A 13,692-nucleotide genomic window follows, 5' to 3' on the forward strand; every position below is an offset into this window, starting at 1 on the left:
GAAGTGTTGATACGCGTGCTGGCAGATTCACCGGGGGCGTGGTAAAATTTACGACTGCCTTCAGGTGGGCGCTGGCCCGCGAATGCGTTTGCTAGACTGGCGCGTTTCGGCATCCAGTCTCCGGGTTTGAGACCTGAGTTCCGCCTTTCCCCGATTGATCCATTTTTTGCCACAGGAGGCCGCATGGCAGAGTCCACCAAAGCATCACCCGAACAAGCAACTGACATCCCCGAGGCGGCTCCCCAGGCCGCTGAAAAGAAGCCGCGTACCCGTGTGGGCGGGGCTAAACCCGCTGCCGCCAGAGCTGCGCCCGCCGAGGAAGTAGCGGCCAAGGCCGCCCCAGTGAAGAAGCCTGCGGCCAAGAAAGCAGCAACCGCCAAGACCGACGGCGACGCGCCGGTGAAGGCTGCCGCCAAGAAGCCAGCCGCAAAGAAAGCTGTTGCCGAAGCAGACGCGGCTGAACCCAAAGCCAAGGCCCCAGCCAAAAAAGCCGCTCCCAAGAAGACAGCCACGGCTGCCGAAGCCACTTCTGACACGCCCGCCAAAGCCGACAAGAAGACGGCTGCGGCCAAGGCACCTGCCGGCAAGGCCGCAAGCAAGGCACCTGCCGCGCCCAAAGTCGCCGTGGCCGACAAGCCCTACTACGCGCACTCCGGCATTCAGGAATTGCTCAAGAACGGCAAGGCGGCGGGCGTGCTGGCCTCCGAGGACATTGCCACGGCGCTGGCCACCGCGCTGGAAGCCAATGGTCTGGACCCCGAAAACCCGGAGAACGCCGACGCCTTCGAGGATCTTCAGCTCTACATCGCCGCCCAGAACATCGAGGTTCAGGACGCCGACGAGGATGACGAGGAAGAGTCCGAGGATGAGGAAACCGAGGACGGCCCCGCCGCCGCCCGTGCCACCAACCAGCCCGACGACGAGGAAAAGTACTTCGATGACATGCCGCGCGCCGTCAGCAATGACCCGGTGCGCCAGTACCTGCACGAGATCGGGCGCGTGCCGCTGCTGACGCTGGAGGAAGAAATCGCGCTGGCCCGCCGCATCGAGGAAGGCGAGGAAGCCCGCAAGATTCTGGAAGAAGAGCTGGAGATGGAAGACCGCGCCCGCCGCCGCCAGATGCGTCAGGTGGAAGACGGCGCGGCGGCCCGCCAGGGATTGATCGAGGCCAACCTGCGTCTGGTGGTCAGTATCGCCAAGAAGTACACCGGGCGTGGCCTGGGCTTCCTCGATCTGATCCAGGAAGGCAATCAGGGCCTGATCCGTGCGGTGGAGAAGTTCGAGTACCGCCGCCGCTACAAGTTCTCCACCTACGCGACGTGGTGGATCCGGCAGGCCATCAACCGCGCCATCGCCGATCAGGCGCGCACCATCCGCATCCCGGTGCATATGGTTGAAACCATCAACAAGCTGACCCGCACGGCGCGGCAATTGCAGCAGGAACTCTCGCGCGAGGCCACGCACGAGGAAATCGCCGAGGCGATGGGACCCGGCTGGGACGCCAACAAGGTGGAGGAAGTCCAGAAGGTCAGTCAGGAGCCGGTGTCGCTGGAAACGCCTATCGGCGACGAGAAGGACAGCTTCTACGGCGACTTCATTCCCGACGACAATCTGGATTCCCCGGTGGACAACGCCGCCAAGACCCTGCTCTCGGAGGAACTGGAAAAGGCCCTGTCCAAGCTGACCGAGCGTGAGGCGATGGTGCTGAAGTTCCGCAAGGGCCTCGTCGATGGCCGCGAACACACGCTGGAGGAAGTCGGCCAGCGCTTCAGCGTCACCCGCGAACGCATCCGCCAGATCGAGAACAAGGCGCTGCGCAAGCTCAAGTACCACGAGAGCCGCACCCGCAAGCTGCGCGACTTTCTGGACTGATCAGATTGTTGTTCTGCGCCGCCCCGGACTTTCGTCGGGGGCGGTTTTTTGTGGCTTTAGACGGCGATCTCGTAGGGTTGCCGCCACGGTTTAACCCCTCAGTCTGCTTCGCAGCCAGCTCCCCTTAAAGGGCTGTGTGATGCAGAGATCTCTCTCATAAAAGTGACGATACCGATAAACACGGCATTTTTAGCTCCTCCCCCCTCGCGGGGGAGGCTGGGAGGGGGGAACCGCAAACGCCGTCCCAGTGCGGTCAGAGAAAAATGGCATTTTGCGAAAATCAGCGCAAAGCTAAACATGAGAGACTTGTCTGCATCACCCAGCCTTAAAGGGAGCCAAGAAGCACAAAAGTCCTGTGCCACAAGCAATCTCCTTGCCTCCCTTCTAAGGGGAGGTGCCCCGTAGGGGCGGACTCGCAGAGCTGCGAAGCAGAGGGGTTCAACCGTGGCATCCCCCCTGCCCGCCACGAAGCCGATCCACTGACAAGCCTCCACCCGAAAAGAGCTAAAAACGGCAACTTTTCCCCACCCGAGCGCGTATTCTCCACTTGAGATGATGTTCGAGGAATTCTCCTGACCGCCGCGCCGCGTGAGGAACCCTGGCTGGACGCCCCGGCACGGGTGTCGTGGCGGGCCTACGGGCTGGCGCTGCTTCCGCTGGCGGCGGCGGGCTGGCTGCCATGGTGGGCCACCGCGTTGCTGTGCGTGTTGTTCGGTCTGGCCGTGCGCTGGCCCCGCTGGGAGGAAGGCCGCCTGCTGCTGAGTCTGCTGGTGGTGGGCGGCGCGGCGGTGGCCCTGGCCCCGGCAGCGCTGGCGCAGGGCCGGGCAGCGCTGGTGGGTCTGGCCCTGCACTATCTGGCCCTGTTTTTTGTGGTGATTGCCCTGAACTGGTCCGCCAACCGCATCACCGATGGCTTGCGGCGCAGTCGTGGGGCGTTGTTTGTGCCGCTGCTGATCGGGCTGCTGGCCCCACAGCCGGGGCTGCTGCTGGCGCTGGCCGGGGGACTGCTGGCGGTTCCGGGCCGCGACGAACGGATGGGACGGCGTCCCGAGCAACCGACGCCCCGCGTGTGGTGGGTGGCCGGCGCAGCGCTGGCGGCCCTGCTGCTTTTCAGCGTGCTGCTGCCGCGTCAGGCTGTGAACTGGGGAGCGCTGGGCGGGCCGACACCGCCGCCTGCCACCGCCCCTCTGCCGCCCCCCAATCAGACTGTGCCCCCGGACCTGGGCCAGACGCCGTCCGTCCCCAACTCGCCCGGACTGGCATTGCCTTTTCAGTTCACCATCGACAACGTTTTTCTGCCCATCGACGCCATCCTGCTGGGCGGACTGCTGTTGCTGGTGGCGGGCGGCGGGCTGCTGTTCAGACTCCGCCGGGAGGAGGGCCGCAAGCCCCGGCTGATCGAGATGCTGATGGTGGCGGGGTTGCTGCTGACCGGGGCAGTGTGGCTGGCAGCGGGCGTGTTGCTGTCCGGCGGCGACGGCGGCGGTTCAGGGGCGGCGCAGACGATGGGTCCCGGCGCGGGTAACGCCCTGGGGGAGCTGCTCAGCAACATCACCGGGCGGCGGCAGATCGATGTCAGCGGTTTTCTCCAGGCGCTGCTGTGGCTCAGTCTGGCGCTGCTGTTTGCGCTGGCCGCCGCGCTGTTCTGGCTGAACTTCACGCAGCCTAGAGAGAAGGAGAGCGACGAAAAAGCCCTGGATGGGCTTGAGGACGCGGCCCCCGTCTCCACCCAGCCCGCCCTGCACCGTGTCCGCCTCGCCTACCGACAGGCCGAGGAACTGCTGCGGCAGCATGGGCGCGGCAGGCTGGCCGCTGAAACCCCGGCAGGCTACGCGGCGCGCCTGACTGCCCTGGACGCCGTGCTGGCCGGGCCGCTGGACACCCTGACCCGCGCGTATGGCCCGGTGCGCTACGGCGGGCGCGTGACCGACGAGGACGCCGCCCAGGCCGAGGCGGCAGCGCATGAGCTGGCCGTAGTGCTGCCCGATCTGCCGCCCCCCCATGATCCATCCGAAGACTCTGATCCATCCGAAGGCGCTCCCGACTCCCTTTCAACAAAGGAAAACCCATGACCGATTCATCCCTGTCCCCTTCACCCACCACGCAGCCCTTCGCCCGCAGCATTCTGGACAACATCGCCCGCGTGCTGGTGGGCAAGGAGGGCGTGTCCGGGCTGGCCCTGGCCGGGGTGCTGGCCGGGGGCCACGTGCTGCTGGAAGACGCCCCCGGCACCGGCAAAACAATGCTGGCCCGCGCGCTGGCTGTCAGCCTGGGCCTGACCTTCACCCGCGTGCAGTTCACCCCGGACCTGCTGCCCGGCGACGTGACTGGCGTCAGCGTGTACCGCCCCGCCAGTGGCACCTTCGAGTTCGTGCCGGGGCCGATTTTCACGGGTGTCCTGCTGGCCGACGAGATCAACCGCGCCACCCCCAAGACCCAGTCCGCGCTGCTGGAGGCGATGGGCGAGGGGCAGGTCACCGAATCCGGCGTCACGCATACGCTGGAGCAGCCCTTCGTGGTGATCGCCACCCAGAACCCGATTGAAAACGAGGGCACCTACCGCCTGCCCGAAGCGCAACTGGACCGCTTTCTGCTGCGCCTGTCGGTGGGCTATCCCACGCTGGAGGAAGAGGTGCGGATGCTCGCGCGCCTCCAGGGGCAGCACCCAATTCATACGCTGGAATCGGTGGCTGCGCCCGCCGATCTGCTGGCTGCCCGCCGTGAGGTTCAGGCCGTGCATGTCTCCGAGGACTTGCGGCGTTATATGGCGTCGCTGGCGGCCCGCACGCGCACGCATTCCGCTGTGGCGCTGGGCGGCGGCCCGCGTGCCAGTCTGGCCTTGCAGGGGGTGGCGCAGGCGCTGGCGTGGATGGAGGAGCGCGGTTACGTCACCCCTGACGACGTGCAGCGGGCTGCTCCTGGGGTGCTGGCCCACCGCTTGAGCCTCAGGATCGAGGCCCGCTTGCAGGGATTGCCCGCCGAGGAAGTGGTGCGCGAGGTACTGCGCTCCGAGCCGGTGCCGGTGGAATCGGATCACTCTCAGCCTGAGGCTGTCGGCGCGCAGTGAACCTGCTGATCTCGGCCCTGGTGTGGCTGGCGGTTCTCGGTGTGCTGGCCGGACTCCTGTGGGCCGCCTACCGCCAGCCTCCGCGCGTGACCCTGACCCGTGAAGTGCCCCCCAACGGCTTTCAGGGCACCCGCTTGCCCCTGATAGTCCGGCTCGATCTGCACAGCCGCCTCCCCATCCGGTATCTGCTGGAAGACCCCACGCCGCGCGCTGTGGTGGTGGACGCGCCCGTGCGGCTGTCCGGCGAGCTGCTGGGCCACTCCGAGCAGGAGGTCCGTACCTATCTGACCCTCAACAGCCGGGGCGTGTACGAATGGCCGGGTGCCACGCTGCACTGGGCCGATCCGCTGGGGCTGTTCTGGCGCAGTATTTCCATTCCGGCCTCCCAGCGCCTGGATGTCTTTCCCAGTCCCCACGGCCTGCGTCTGCCGGACCTGCTGCGCCCCCTGCTTTCCGAGGGTGGCCTGAGCCGCCGCCTGGGTCTGGACGATCCCATCAGCCTGCGGAGCGTGCGCGACTACACGCCGGGCGATCCGCCGGGCCGCATCCACTGGCGTTCCAGCGCCCGTACGGGCACCCTGAGCGTCCGCGAACCCGAGCGCACGGCGGCCAGCAGCGTGACCGTCTATCTGGACGTGAGCAGCGGGGGAGAGGTGTTTACCGAAAGCGCCGTGCGTCTGGCTGCCAGTCTGGTGCAGGAGGCGCTGGCCCTGGAATTGCCCGTCTCTGTCGCCACCAACGGGGGCGTGACCCCCACAGGCCGCCACGCCGAGGCGCTGCATTCCGCCCTGCTGCGGCTGGCGCAGCTTCAGCCGGACCCGGCCCCGCCTGTCATTCCACCCACGCGCTCGGGGGGCAACCTGATCATCCTGAGCGCCAGTCCTGCGCCCGCGCTGATCGCCGGGGCCATGCGGGCGCGGGCCACCGCCAGCCGGGTGGCGATCGTCGCCATGCCCGAGGGCTTTTACCTGGAACCCGGCGAAAGGGCGCGCCGCCAGTGGGTGGCCGCCCCCGACTCGGTCAGGAATCTGGAGCGGCAGGCTGGGGTGCTGGCCGGGGCGGGCATTCTGGTCTTCGTGCTGCGCGGCAACCAGAGCGTGTTGCGGCTGGGCGGCTGAGGCCAGCATGAAGCCAGATGAAGGAAGCGCTCAGGCCGCCGATTCGCTCAACTTGGTAGCGTAGGCACATGACCCAGAATGATGATCGCCAGGGCGGCAAGCTGCCAGGCAACACCGAGACGGACGGCAAGCACGAACCCACCAACGTGGAGCTGCAATTCATGGGCCACACCGACCCGGGTGCAGAGCTGGAAGCCGAGGTGGAGGCCCAGAGCCGCGAGGCCGGGGAGTACAGGGAACGCGGCATGGACAAGCAGGACGTGGCGCTGGCCGGAACGATGGACGGCAGCGATCCGCCCAGCACCAACATGGGCGACGCCGACGAGGAAATGACGCCCTGACCCGACTTTCCAGAACCTCTTCCAGAAAGACACCCCGCCTCAGTGCCGGGTGTTTTTTCGTTCTGGGTGATCAGTGCTGTGCCAGCCGCTCGATCTCTGCCGCGATAACAGGCAAGGCCCCCGCCGGACCGATGCGGGTCAATCCGTCCAGCGCCGCCCGCGCCCGCATTGGGCCGTTGCTAAGAGTTGACCTGACCTCTGCCGCCAGAATCACCGGGTCCGCCCCCACCACCCGGAGCGCCGCGCCCAGCAGACGCCCCTGCCGCCGCGCAAAGCCCTCGGTGTACTGTGGGCCGCTCGTGGCAAAGGCGACGACTGGAACCCCCAGCCCGGCCAGTTGCTCGTTCGCCGTGCCTGATGTGCCGATGGCGATGTCCGCCGCCCGCGCCACTGCGCCGAAAGCACCGCGCAGCAGGCGGATGCTTGCGCCCTCGCCCGTGGCCAGCGCCTCCGCATCATTGCGAATCTCCAGCGTCCAGCCGTCCGGCAGCGTGACCGCCTCCCAGGCGTGCGGCCAGGCCACCAGCGCCGTGACTTCGGGCAGCAATGCGGCGGCTCGCAGCATCACGGGCAGACTCTCACGGTGATCCTCCCGCGAACCGGGCAAGAGGGCCAGCACCGGACGGCCCGGTGGCAGATTCAGTTCACGCTCTGGCCTGTCTAGCACGTCCATCGCAAAACTTCCGGCAAAGCGGGCCGGGACGCCGCGCCGCTGGTAGTAGCGCTGGGTGGCGGCGTCGCGCACGAAGACGGCGGCGGCCCCGCGTGCCAGCCGCAGTTCGTAGGGCATGGGCAGGTTGGCCCCCAGCGCGTTCAGTTCCCGCAAAGCCCCGCGCAGACCCAGGCCATCCAGATACTGTGCGCTCAGCAGCGGCTGAACATGAATCAGGGGCAGGTGATTGATCCTCGCCGCCACACTGCCCACCATCAGCGCGTAGGCGTCGCCCACGACGACGACTGCGCCCGCGCCTCTGGCCCCGCGCACGGCGTCGGCCCACTGCCCCAGCGAGTCACCGATCAGTCCGGCCCTCAAATCTGCTTTCAGGTTGTTCAGGCTGCCGAAGGGAAAGCCGCCGCTGGGCAGGTGCAGCACCCGGCCCACCCGGTTGGCCTCGGCGGCGGCATAAGCCCGGCCCTCACCCACCAGTGGGGAATAACGAATCTCGCCCGGCAGCAGCCCGGCCAGCCGCGCCCCGATCAGGTCTTCCGCCGTGCCGTTGGAAATGAACAGGGTGGGGTGGGGGGCGGCAGTCACGCGCCGCAGCATACTGCCGATGATCGAATCCTAATATCGCCCGTCCGCGCTGGCGTGATAGGAATACGGCTGAGATGCCCCCCGCAAGTGACCTTCAATGAGCGAGTTCGACGAGCTTCAGGCCGCCATCCGCCGCCACGCCCACGAGCGGCAGGCCGAGGAGCGCGCCTGCGAGTCGTTCCTGAACGCGCTGTACCATGCCCTGCGGACTGCCAGCGGGCCGGGGTTGCCACTGAACAACGTGACGCTGGACTTCACCGTGGACCCCGCCAACCGCCTGCGCCCCGTACCCACCGGGGGCTTTCACGCTGCCTGGCTGCGCCTGGGTCTGTGCGAGATGCTGGTGCGCGTGCGCCGGGTGGGCGGGGCCTTTCAGGGCGAGTACGGCGACGGCGGCAGCTTCCGGCTGGAAACGGCGGGCGAGAACGAGTTGATCACCCTGGCCCGCCAGATGCTGCGTGATGTGGCGGATACGTATGCGGGTTCAGGGCAGGAGCGCATCAGACGACTGAACTGAGGATGAGCAAAGAAAATCGCCCCTCCAGAATTCGGAGAGGCGATTTTGTCAGAGAAGAGGCTAGCCCTTGACCGCCCCTGCCGTCAGGCCGGACACGATGTTGCGCTGGAAAATCAGCACCAGCGTGATCAGCGGAATCGTGACCACGATGCTGGCGGCCATGATCGGCCCCCACGGCTGGTCAAACTGCGACGCACCCGAGTAGTTGGCGATCACCACGGGCACGGTGCGGTTGGTACTCATGAAGGTCAGCGCGAACAGGTACTCGTTCCAGGCGTTGATGAAGGCCAGCAGACCGGTGGTCACCAGCGCGGGCATCATCACCGGGAACAGCACCTTGAACAGCGTTTGCAGCGGGCTTGCGCCGTCCACCAGCGCCGCTTCTTCCAGCTCGCCAGGAATGTCGCGCACGAAGGAGGTCAGCACCCAGACGGTGAAGGGAATGGTGAAGATCAGGTACGAGACCATCAGGCCAATCGGGTTGTCAAACAGGTTGAAGCGCGTGATCAGGGTAAATAGCCCGCCCAGCACAGCGATCTGCGGAAACACGCTGACCGCCAGGATGATGTACATGATGAACTGCTTGCCCCGGAAGCGGAAACGCCCCAGCGCGTAGGCGGCAAACGAGCCGAACAGCAGGCTGACGGCCACCGCGCCCACGGCAACCACCGTGCTGAACAGCAGCCCACGCCGGAAGCTGGCGTTGGCAAACACCTGGGTGTAATTGTCCAGGGTGGTGGGCGCAAAGGCGAATTGCAGCGGCGGCAGGAACAGATCGGTGGCCCGCCGGAAACTGGTCAGCACGGCCCAGCCGAAGGGCAGCAGCAGGTACAGGGTAATCACGATCACCAGCAGGTAGAACAGCGTGCGCTGAAGGTAGTACAGGCCGGGCTTGGTCCGTTTCAGATACATGTCTGTCTCCCTCCTCTAGTCGAACTTCACGCGGAAGGCGGTCACGTAGATGACCACAATCGCCATGATGATGATAAAAATGGCCACCGAGACGGCGCTGCCGGTGCCCAGCAGTTGGTTGTCGATCAGTTGCTGGCGGGCGTAGCCGGTCATGCTGGTGCTGGCGGCCACGTTTGCGCCCAGCATCACGTACATGATGTCGAACACGCGCAGGGCGTCCAGGCTGCGGAAGACCAGGGCCACCAGCAGCGCGGGCCGCAGCAGCGGCAGGGTCATGCGCCAGAACTGGGTCCACTTGGTTGCGCCGTCCATGTCGGCGGCCTCGTACATGTCGCCGGGCAGGCTTTGCAGTCCGGCCAGGATCAGCAGCGCCATGAACGAGGTGGTCTTCCACACGTCCACGGCGATCATGGCCCAGATGGCCGTGCCCGAATCGGCCAGCAGCGCCTGCCCGCCCAGCAAACCCTGCCCGATCAGGCCGAAGGAATCGTTGTACATGTAGGCCCACATCTGCGCCGAGACCACTGTGGGAATCGCCCAGGGCACCAGCATGGCGGTCCGCAGGAACGAACGCCCCGCGAAGGCGCTGTTGACCACCAGCGCGATGATCATGCCGAACACCGTTTCCAGCGCCACCGAGAACACGGTAAAGATCAGTGTGTTGCGAACGGCGGTCCACCACTGGGGGTCTTGCATGAAGCCCAGGCCGATGCCCTCGGCGGTGGTGAACCAGAAGTTCTGGAGGCCGACAAAGGTGGCCTGTCCCGGCGTAGTCAGGTTGGCTTCCTGCGCCGAGAAGAAAATCGTGCGGTATAGCGGGAAACCGGCCACCAGCGCAATGGCGATCAATGTGGGCAGCAGCAGCCAGAAAGCCTGCCAGGCGCGTGCGCCCTCGATGCCGCGAACTTTCTTGCGGCCAATGGGTGGGACGGTTGGAGGCTTGGTGGGGGCGTTTGCGGTCATGGGTTACGGCCTCCTTGTCCCTGAAAGGTGGGTTCCCGAAAAAAGGGGATGCCCGGCACTGCTCAAATGGAATGCGCTGTCGCGGAGAACGGCTGGCCTGCTCTGATCTGGAGCCTTTAGTGTAAAGGTCAATGCTGGTCTGTGTTTGAGGGGAATGCAGAAATGACGCGCGGCGTCGGTGGAGCTGGACTGATTTCTAAAATGGGTCTGCTTTCTGAAATGAGAAGGGGGAACACCCAGTTGCAGCGGGCGTCCCCCAGTTCACCGAATGGTGAGGGCCAGAGTGGGCGCGCTTACCAGCCGCGTCCCTTGATGCGGGCCAGGTCCGTTTCCAGCTTCTTAACGGCGGCTGCACCCTTGGTCTTGCCCGCCATCACGTCGCTGACTGCGCCCGCGAAAGCCTGCGAAACCTGGTTGTACTTCAGCTTGGTGGGGCCGGAGGGGCGGGCCACGGCGCTGGTGAAGACGTCCAGCAGGCTGCCGAAGAAGGGGTTGGCCTTCAGGATGGCCTGGTCCTTGTACAGCGCGGGACGGGTGGGGTTGTAGGCTCCCTCGATGGCGCGGAGCTTTTGCTCCTCGGCTCCGGTCAGGTAGCGCACCAGATCGATGGCGGCGGCCTGGTTCTTGGAGTACGTGCTGACTCCCAGGTTCCAGCCGCCCAGGGTCGCCGCTGCGCCGTTGCCGCCGCTGGGCAGAGGGGCCACGCCGATCTTGCCCTTGACCTTGCTGTCGTCGCTCTGGCCCAGTGCCCAGGCGTAGGGCCAGTTGCGCATGAACGCCGCGTTGCCCGACTGGAAGATGCCGCGCGCTTCTTCCTCACCGTAGGTGGTCACGCCTGCGGGGCTGATGGTCTTGACCCAGCTTGCGGCGGTGTCCATCGCTTTGGCGGCGTTGGCGTTGTTGACCGTGATCTTGCCGCTGTCGTCCACGATGGTGCCGCCGCCGAAGGACACCAGCCATTCCAGCGCGTCGCAGGTCAGGCCCTCGTAGTTCTTGCCCTGGAAGACGAAACCGGTGAAGGTGCTGCTGGTCTTCTTCTCGCCGTCCTGGATCTTCTTGGCCATGGTGGCCAGCTCGGTCCAGGTTTTGGGCGCGGCGCTGTAGCCGTACTTCTTCATCAGGTCCGTGCGGTAGTACAGCAGTCCGGCGTCCGTGAACCACGGCAGCGACACCAGTTTGCCGTCCACGGTGTTGGCCGCGACGATGCCCTTGAAGTGCGCGTTCACCTCTGCGGCGGGCACCTTGCTCTTCAGGTCCACGAAGTGCTGCGACAGCAGGCCGGGCCAGATGACGTCGAGCTGGTAGACGTCGATGGCGTCGCTCTTGGCGGCCAACTGCTGCTGGTACAGGCCCAGGCGGTCGTTGGTCAGGTTGGGGCTTTCAAAGACCTTGACGGTGTTGCCCGTCTTTTTGGCCCAGCGCGCCGAGCCGTCCTTGCAGAGCTGGAGTTCCTGACCCACGGTTCCGCAGGCCAGGGTGACCTGAACGGCTCCGGCCTGGCTGGAGGCAGCGATGGCGGCGGTGAGGCTGACAAGTGCAATAGCTTTCTTCATATCTTCTCCTGTGTGGACAGACCGGGCGGACCCCGACTGCGCCCCCTCGTTTCGGAAGCGGTTCCACGGTTACGTAGTTGTGATTCTGGCAGGCTACACCGCTCGCCTGTGGGTGTCAATGTGAGTTTTCTCAATTGGCGGGTGGAGTCGAGGGCGGCTGGCAGGCGCTCAGCGGCACCTCGCCCGCACTCGGAACAGGGTTTTTCCGCGCTCTGACGCCAGGGCCTCGTGGCCATCCATCAACCTCAAACTGTCGATCTTTGTGATGTGATGGTGCGGCAGTATGTCCTTCGTTCCAAGCGGGTCGGCAGCTCGGATGACGGGTGCGGGGCAGGACGCTGCTGTGCAAGACGCCCTGGTGTCCGTCATCCGCTGTCTGTCAGCGTCGCAGGCAAATCGGCCCAGCAGTTCCCCGCCCGGAAGGCAGAGGCCAAACCGCCGTGCCCAGAATCTATACTGCGCCCCATGATTGACGCCGCCCAGATGGACCACCTCGCCAGCCTCGCGCGGCTGGAGCTGACCCCCGGTGAACGGGAAGCCATGACCCAGGACCTCGTGCGCGTGCTGGGCTACTTCGAGCAACTGCGGGAAGTGAATACCGACGGCGTGGAAGAAATGCAGCGCCCGGTGAATCTGGTCAACGTCCTGCGGGATGACGTGCCCGGCAAGGCGTTCCCCGCGTCCGTGATCGAGGCTCTGGCCCCCGAGACCCAGGACGGCCTGATCCGCGTTCCCCGCACCGTCGAGGCCGACTGAATGCTGGACCTCAAATTCATCCGCGAGAACGCCGGGGCCGTCAAGAATGCCATCAAGGTCAAGGGCGTTGGCCTCGATCTGGATGAGCTGCTGGCGCTGGACCACGAGCTGCTGGGCGTCAAACAGCGCGTGGAGGCCATGCAGGCCGAGCGCAATGCCAACGCCAAGCTGGTCCCGAAGGCCACGCCCGACGAACGCACCGCCCTGATCGTGAAGGGCAAGGAACTGGGCGAGGAGATCAAGGCGCTGGAACCCGCCCTGCGCGCCCACGAGGAACAGCTCAGGCAACTGCTGCTGCGCGTGCCGAATATTCCCCTGGACAGCGTGCCGGTGGGCAAGGACGACTCCGAGAACGTGGAACTGCGCCGCGAGGGCGTGCTGCCGGAGTTTGCCTTCAAGCCGCTGGATCACGTCGAACTGCTGGAACTCCAGGGCTGGAGCGATCCCGAGCGCGTGGCGCAGGTCTCGGGCAGCCGTAGCTATCTGCTGAAGGGTGAGGCGGTGCTGCTGGAAATGGCGGTGCAGATGTTCGCGTTGGATTTTCTGTCGGCGCGCGGTTTCACGCCCCTCAGCACCAGCGCCCTGGTCCGCCCCGAGACCTTTGTGGGCAGCGGCCATTTCCCCGGCGGCGAGGATCAGGTCTACAAGATTGACGGTGACGAGCTGATGCTGGCTGGAACGTCCGAGGTGCCAGTCAACAGCCTGTACGCTGGGGAGCAGTTGCCCCTGGCCGCCCTGCCGATGACGTTTGCCGCCATCAGCGCGGCCTTCCGCAGCGAGGCGGGCAGTGCGGGGCGCGACGTGCGCGGGCTGATCCGCGTCCACGAATTTCGCAAGGTCGAGCAGTACGTGCTGTGCCGCGCCGATGAGGCCGAGGCACTGGAGTGGTTCGGCAAGATTTTGCAGAATGCCGAGGATTTATTGACCGCCCTGGAACTGCCGTACCGCGTGATGCAGAATTGCACGGGCGACATGGGCGCGGGCAAGGTGCTGATGTACGACCTGGAAAGCTGGGTGCCCAGCGAGAACCTCTACCGCGAAACCCACAGTTGCAGCTATCTGGGCGACTGGCAGGCGCGGCGCACGAATCTGCGTTACCGCGACGAGGACGGCAAGCTGACCTTCGCGTACACGCTGAACAACACCGGAATCGCCACGCCGCGCATCCTGGTGCCGTTTCTGGAAAACCACCAGCAGGCCGACGGCACCATTCGCGTGCCACAGGCATTGCGGGCGTATCTGGGCGGGAAGGCAGTGCTGGGAAAAGCGGTTCGCTGAGTCCTCCATTGTCCTGCATCCAGCCGTGAGGGCCAGGTCAGGTGACTGGCTCTCTTTTCA

Annotated in this window: 12 protein-coding genes; 8 read left to right on the forward strand and 4 right to left on the reverse strand. The window is 65.8% G+C overall.

Going from position 1 to position 13,692, the window contains the following annotated elements; genetic code table 11:
- Positions 1-183 precede the first annotated feature (183 nt).
- The 5 genes from rpoD to Q319_RS0102905 all read left to right on the forward strand — a co-directional run bounded on the left by rpoD (position 184) and on the right by Q319_RS0102905 (position 6,398).
- A complete protein-coding gene (gene rpoD, locus Q319_RS0102885; RefSeq protein ID WP_029480413.1) occupies positions 184-1,872 on the forward strand; it encodes an RNA polymerase sigma factor RpoD in 1,689 nt (562 codons plus the stop codon).
- Positions 1,873-2,492: 620 nt separating this feature from the next.
- Entirely contained in the window at positions 2,493-3,944 is a 1,452-nt protein-coding gene (locus tag Q319_RS0102890; RefSeq protein ID WP_029480415.1) for a DUF4129 domain-containing protein, read from the forward strand.
- Entirely contained in the window at positions 3,941-4,939 is a 999-nt protein-coding gene (locus Q319_RS0102895) for an AAA family ATPase (RefSeq protein WP_051655052.1), read from the forward strand. Before Q319_RS0102890 ends, Q319_RS0102895 begins: the two co-directional genes overlap by 4 nt.
- Entirely contained in the window at positions 4,936-6,057 is a 1,122-nt protein-coding gene (locus tag Q319_RS0102900) for a DUF58 domain-containing protein (protein ID WP_029480419.1), read from the forward strand. The genes Q319_RS0102895 and Q319_RS0102900 overlap by 4 nt, the downstream gene beginning before the upstream one ends.
- Before the next feature lie 68 nt (positions 6,058-6,125).
- Positions 6,126-6,398 (forward strand): hypothetical protein, encoded by a 273-nt coding sequence (locus tag Q319_RS0102905; RefSeq protein ID WP_029480421.1) that lies wholly within the window; start codon positions 6,126-6,128, stop codon positions 6,396-6,398.
- 70 nt (positions 6,399-6,468) lie between these two features.
- Here Q319_RS0102905 and Q319_RS0102910 read toward each other — a convergent pair whose 3' ends face one another.
- Entirely contained in the window at positions 6,469-7,653 is a 1,185-nt protein-coding gene (locus tag Q319_RS0102910; protein WP_029480423.1) for a lipid-A-disaccharide synthase-related protein, read from the reverse strand.
- 97 nt (positions 7,654-7,750) lie between these two features.
- Between Q319_RS0102910 and Q319_RS0102915 the strand changes: the two genes are divergently transcribed.
- Positions 7,751-8,170: a hypothetical protein gene (locus tag Q319_RS0102915; protein WP_029480425.1), complete on the forward strand. Its 420-nt coding sequence runs from the start codon at positions 7,751-7,753 to the stop codon at positions 8,168-8,170.
- A gap of 60 nt (positions 8,171-8,230) precedes the next feature.
- Here Q319_RS0102915 and Q319_RS0102920 read toward each other — a convergent pair whose 3' ends face one another.
- The 3 genes from Q319_RS0102920 to Q319_RS0102930 form a co-directional block, all read right to left on the reverse strand.
- Complete coding sequence (locus Q319_RS0102920) at positions 8,231-9,082, reverse strand: carbohydrate ABC transporter permease (RefSeq protein WP_029480427.1); 852 nt, start codon at positions 9,080-9,082, stop codon at positions 8,231-8,233.
- A gap of 15 nt (positions 9,083-9,097) precedes the next feature.
- Complete coding sequence (locus tag Q319_RS0102925) at positions 9,098-10,045, reverse strand: carbohydrate ABC transporter permease (RefSeq protein WP_029480429.1); 948 nt, start codon at positions 10,043-10,045, stop codon at positions 9,098-9,100.
- Between the two features lie 293 nt (positions 10,046-10,338).
- Positions 10,339-11,598, reverse strand: coding sequence for an ABC transporter substrate-binding protein (locus tag Q319_RS0102930; protein WP_029480431.1), 1,260 nt, complete (start codon positions 11,596-11,598; stop codon positions 10,339-10,341).
- Positions 11,599-12,063: 465 nt separating this feature from the next.
- Between Q319_RS0102930 and gatC the strand changes: the two genes are divergently transcribed.
- A complete protein-coding gene (gene gatC, locus Q319_RS0102935) occupies positions 12,064-12,354 on the forward strand; it encodes an Asp-tRNA(Asn)/Glu-tRNA(Gln) amidotransferase subunit GatC (protein ID WP_029480433.1) in 291 nt (96 codons plus the stop codon).
- Positions 12,355-13,632, forward strand: a complete 1,278-nt coding sequence (gene serS, locus Q319_RS0102940; protein ID WP_029480435.1) for a serine--tRNA ligase — start codon at positions 12,355-12,357, stop codon at positions 13,630-13,632.
- Positions 13,633-13,692 lie beyond the last annotated feature (60 nt).

Source organism: Deinococcus marmoris DSM 12784, assembly GCF_000701405.1.
In the GTDB taxonomy this organism is placed as follows: domain Bacteria; phylum Deinococcota; class Deinococci; order Deinococcales; family Deinococcaceae; genus Deinococcus; species Deinococcus marmoris.

Coding starts and splice junctions, on each gene's coding strand:
- rpoD (WP_029480413.1), top strand. CDS start 184: ATGGCAGAGTCCACCAAAGCATCACCCGAACAAGCAACTGACATCCCC.
- Q319_RS0102895 (WP_051655052.1), top strand. CDS start 3,941: ATGACCGATTCATCCCTGTCCCCTTCACCCACCACGCAGCCCTTCGCC.
- Q319_RS0102905 (WP_029480421.1), top strand. CDS start 6,126: ATGACCCAGAATGATGATCGCCAGGGCGGCAAGCTGCCAGGCAACACC.
- Q319_RS0102915 (WP_029480425.1), top strand. CDS start 7,751: ATGAGCGAGTTCGACGAGCTTCAGGCCGCCATCCGCCGCCACGCCCAC.
- Q319_RS0102920 (WP_029480427.1), bottom strand. CDS start 9,082: ATGTATCTGAAACGGACCAAGCCCGGCCTGTACTACCTTCAGCGCACG.
- Q319_RS0102925 (WP_029480429.1), bottom strand. CDS start 10,045: ATGACCGCAAACGCCCCCACCAAGCCTCCAACCGTCCCACCCATTGGC.
- Q319_RS0102930 (WP_029480431.1), bottom strand. CDS start 11,598: ATGAAGAAAGCTATTGCACTTGTCAGCCTCACCGCCGCCATCGCTGCC.
- gatC (WP_029480433.1), top strand. CDS start 12,064: ATGATTGACGCCGCCCAGATGGACCACCTCGCCAGCCTCGCGCGGCTG.
- serS (WP_029480435.1), top strand. CDS start 12,355: ATGCTGGACCTCAAATTCATCCGCGAGAACGCCGGGGCCGTCAAGAAT.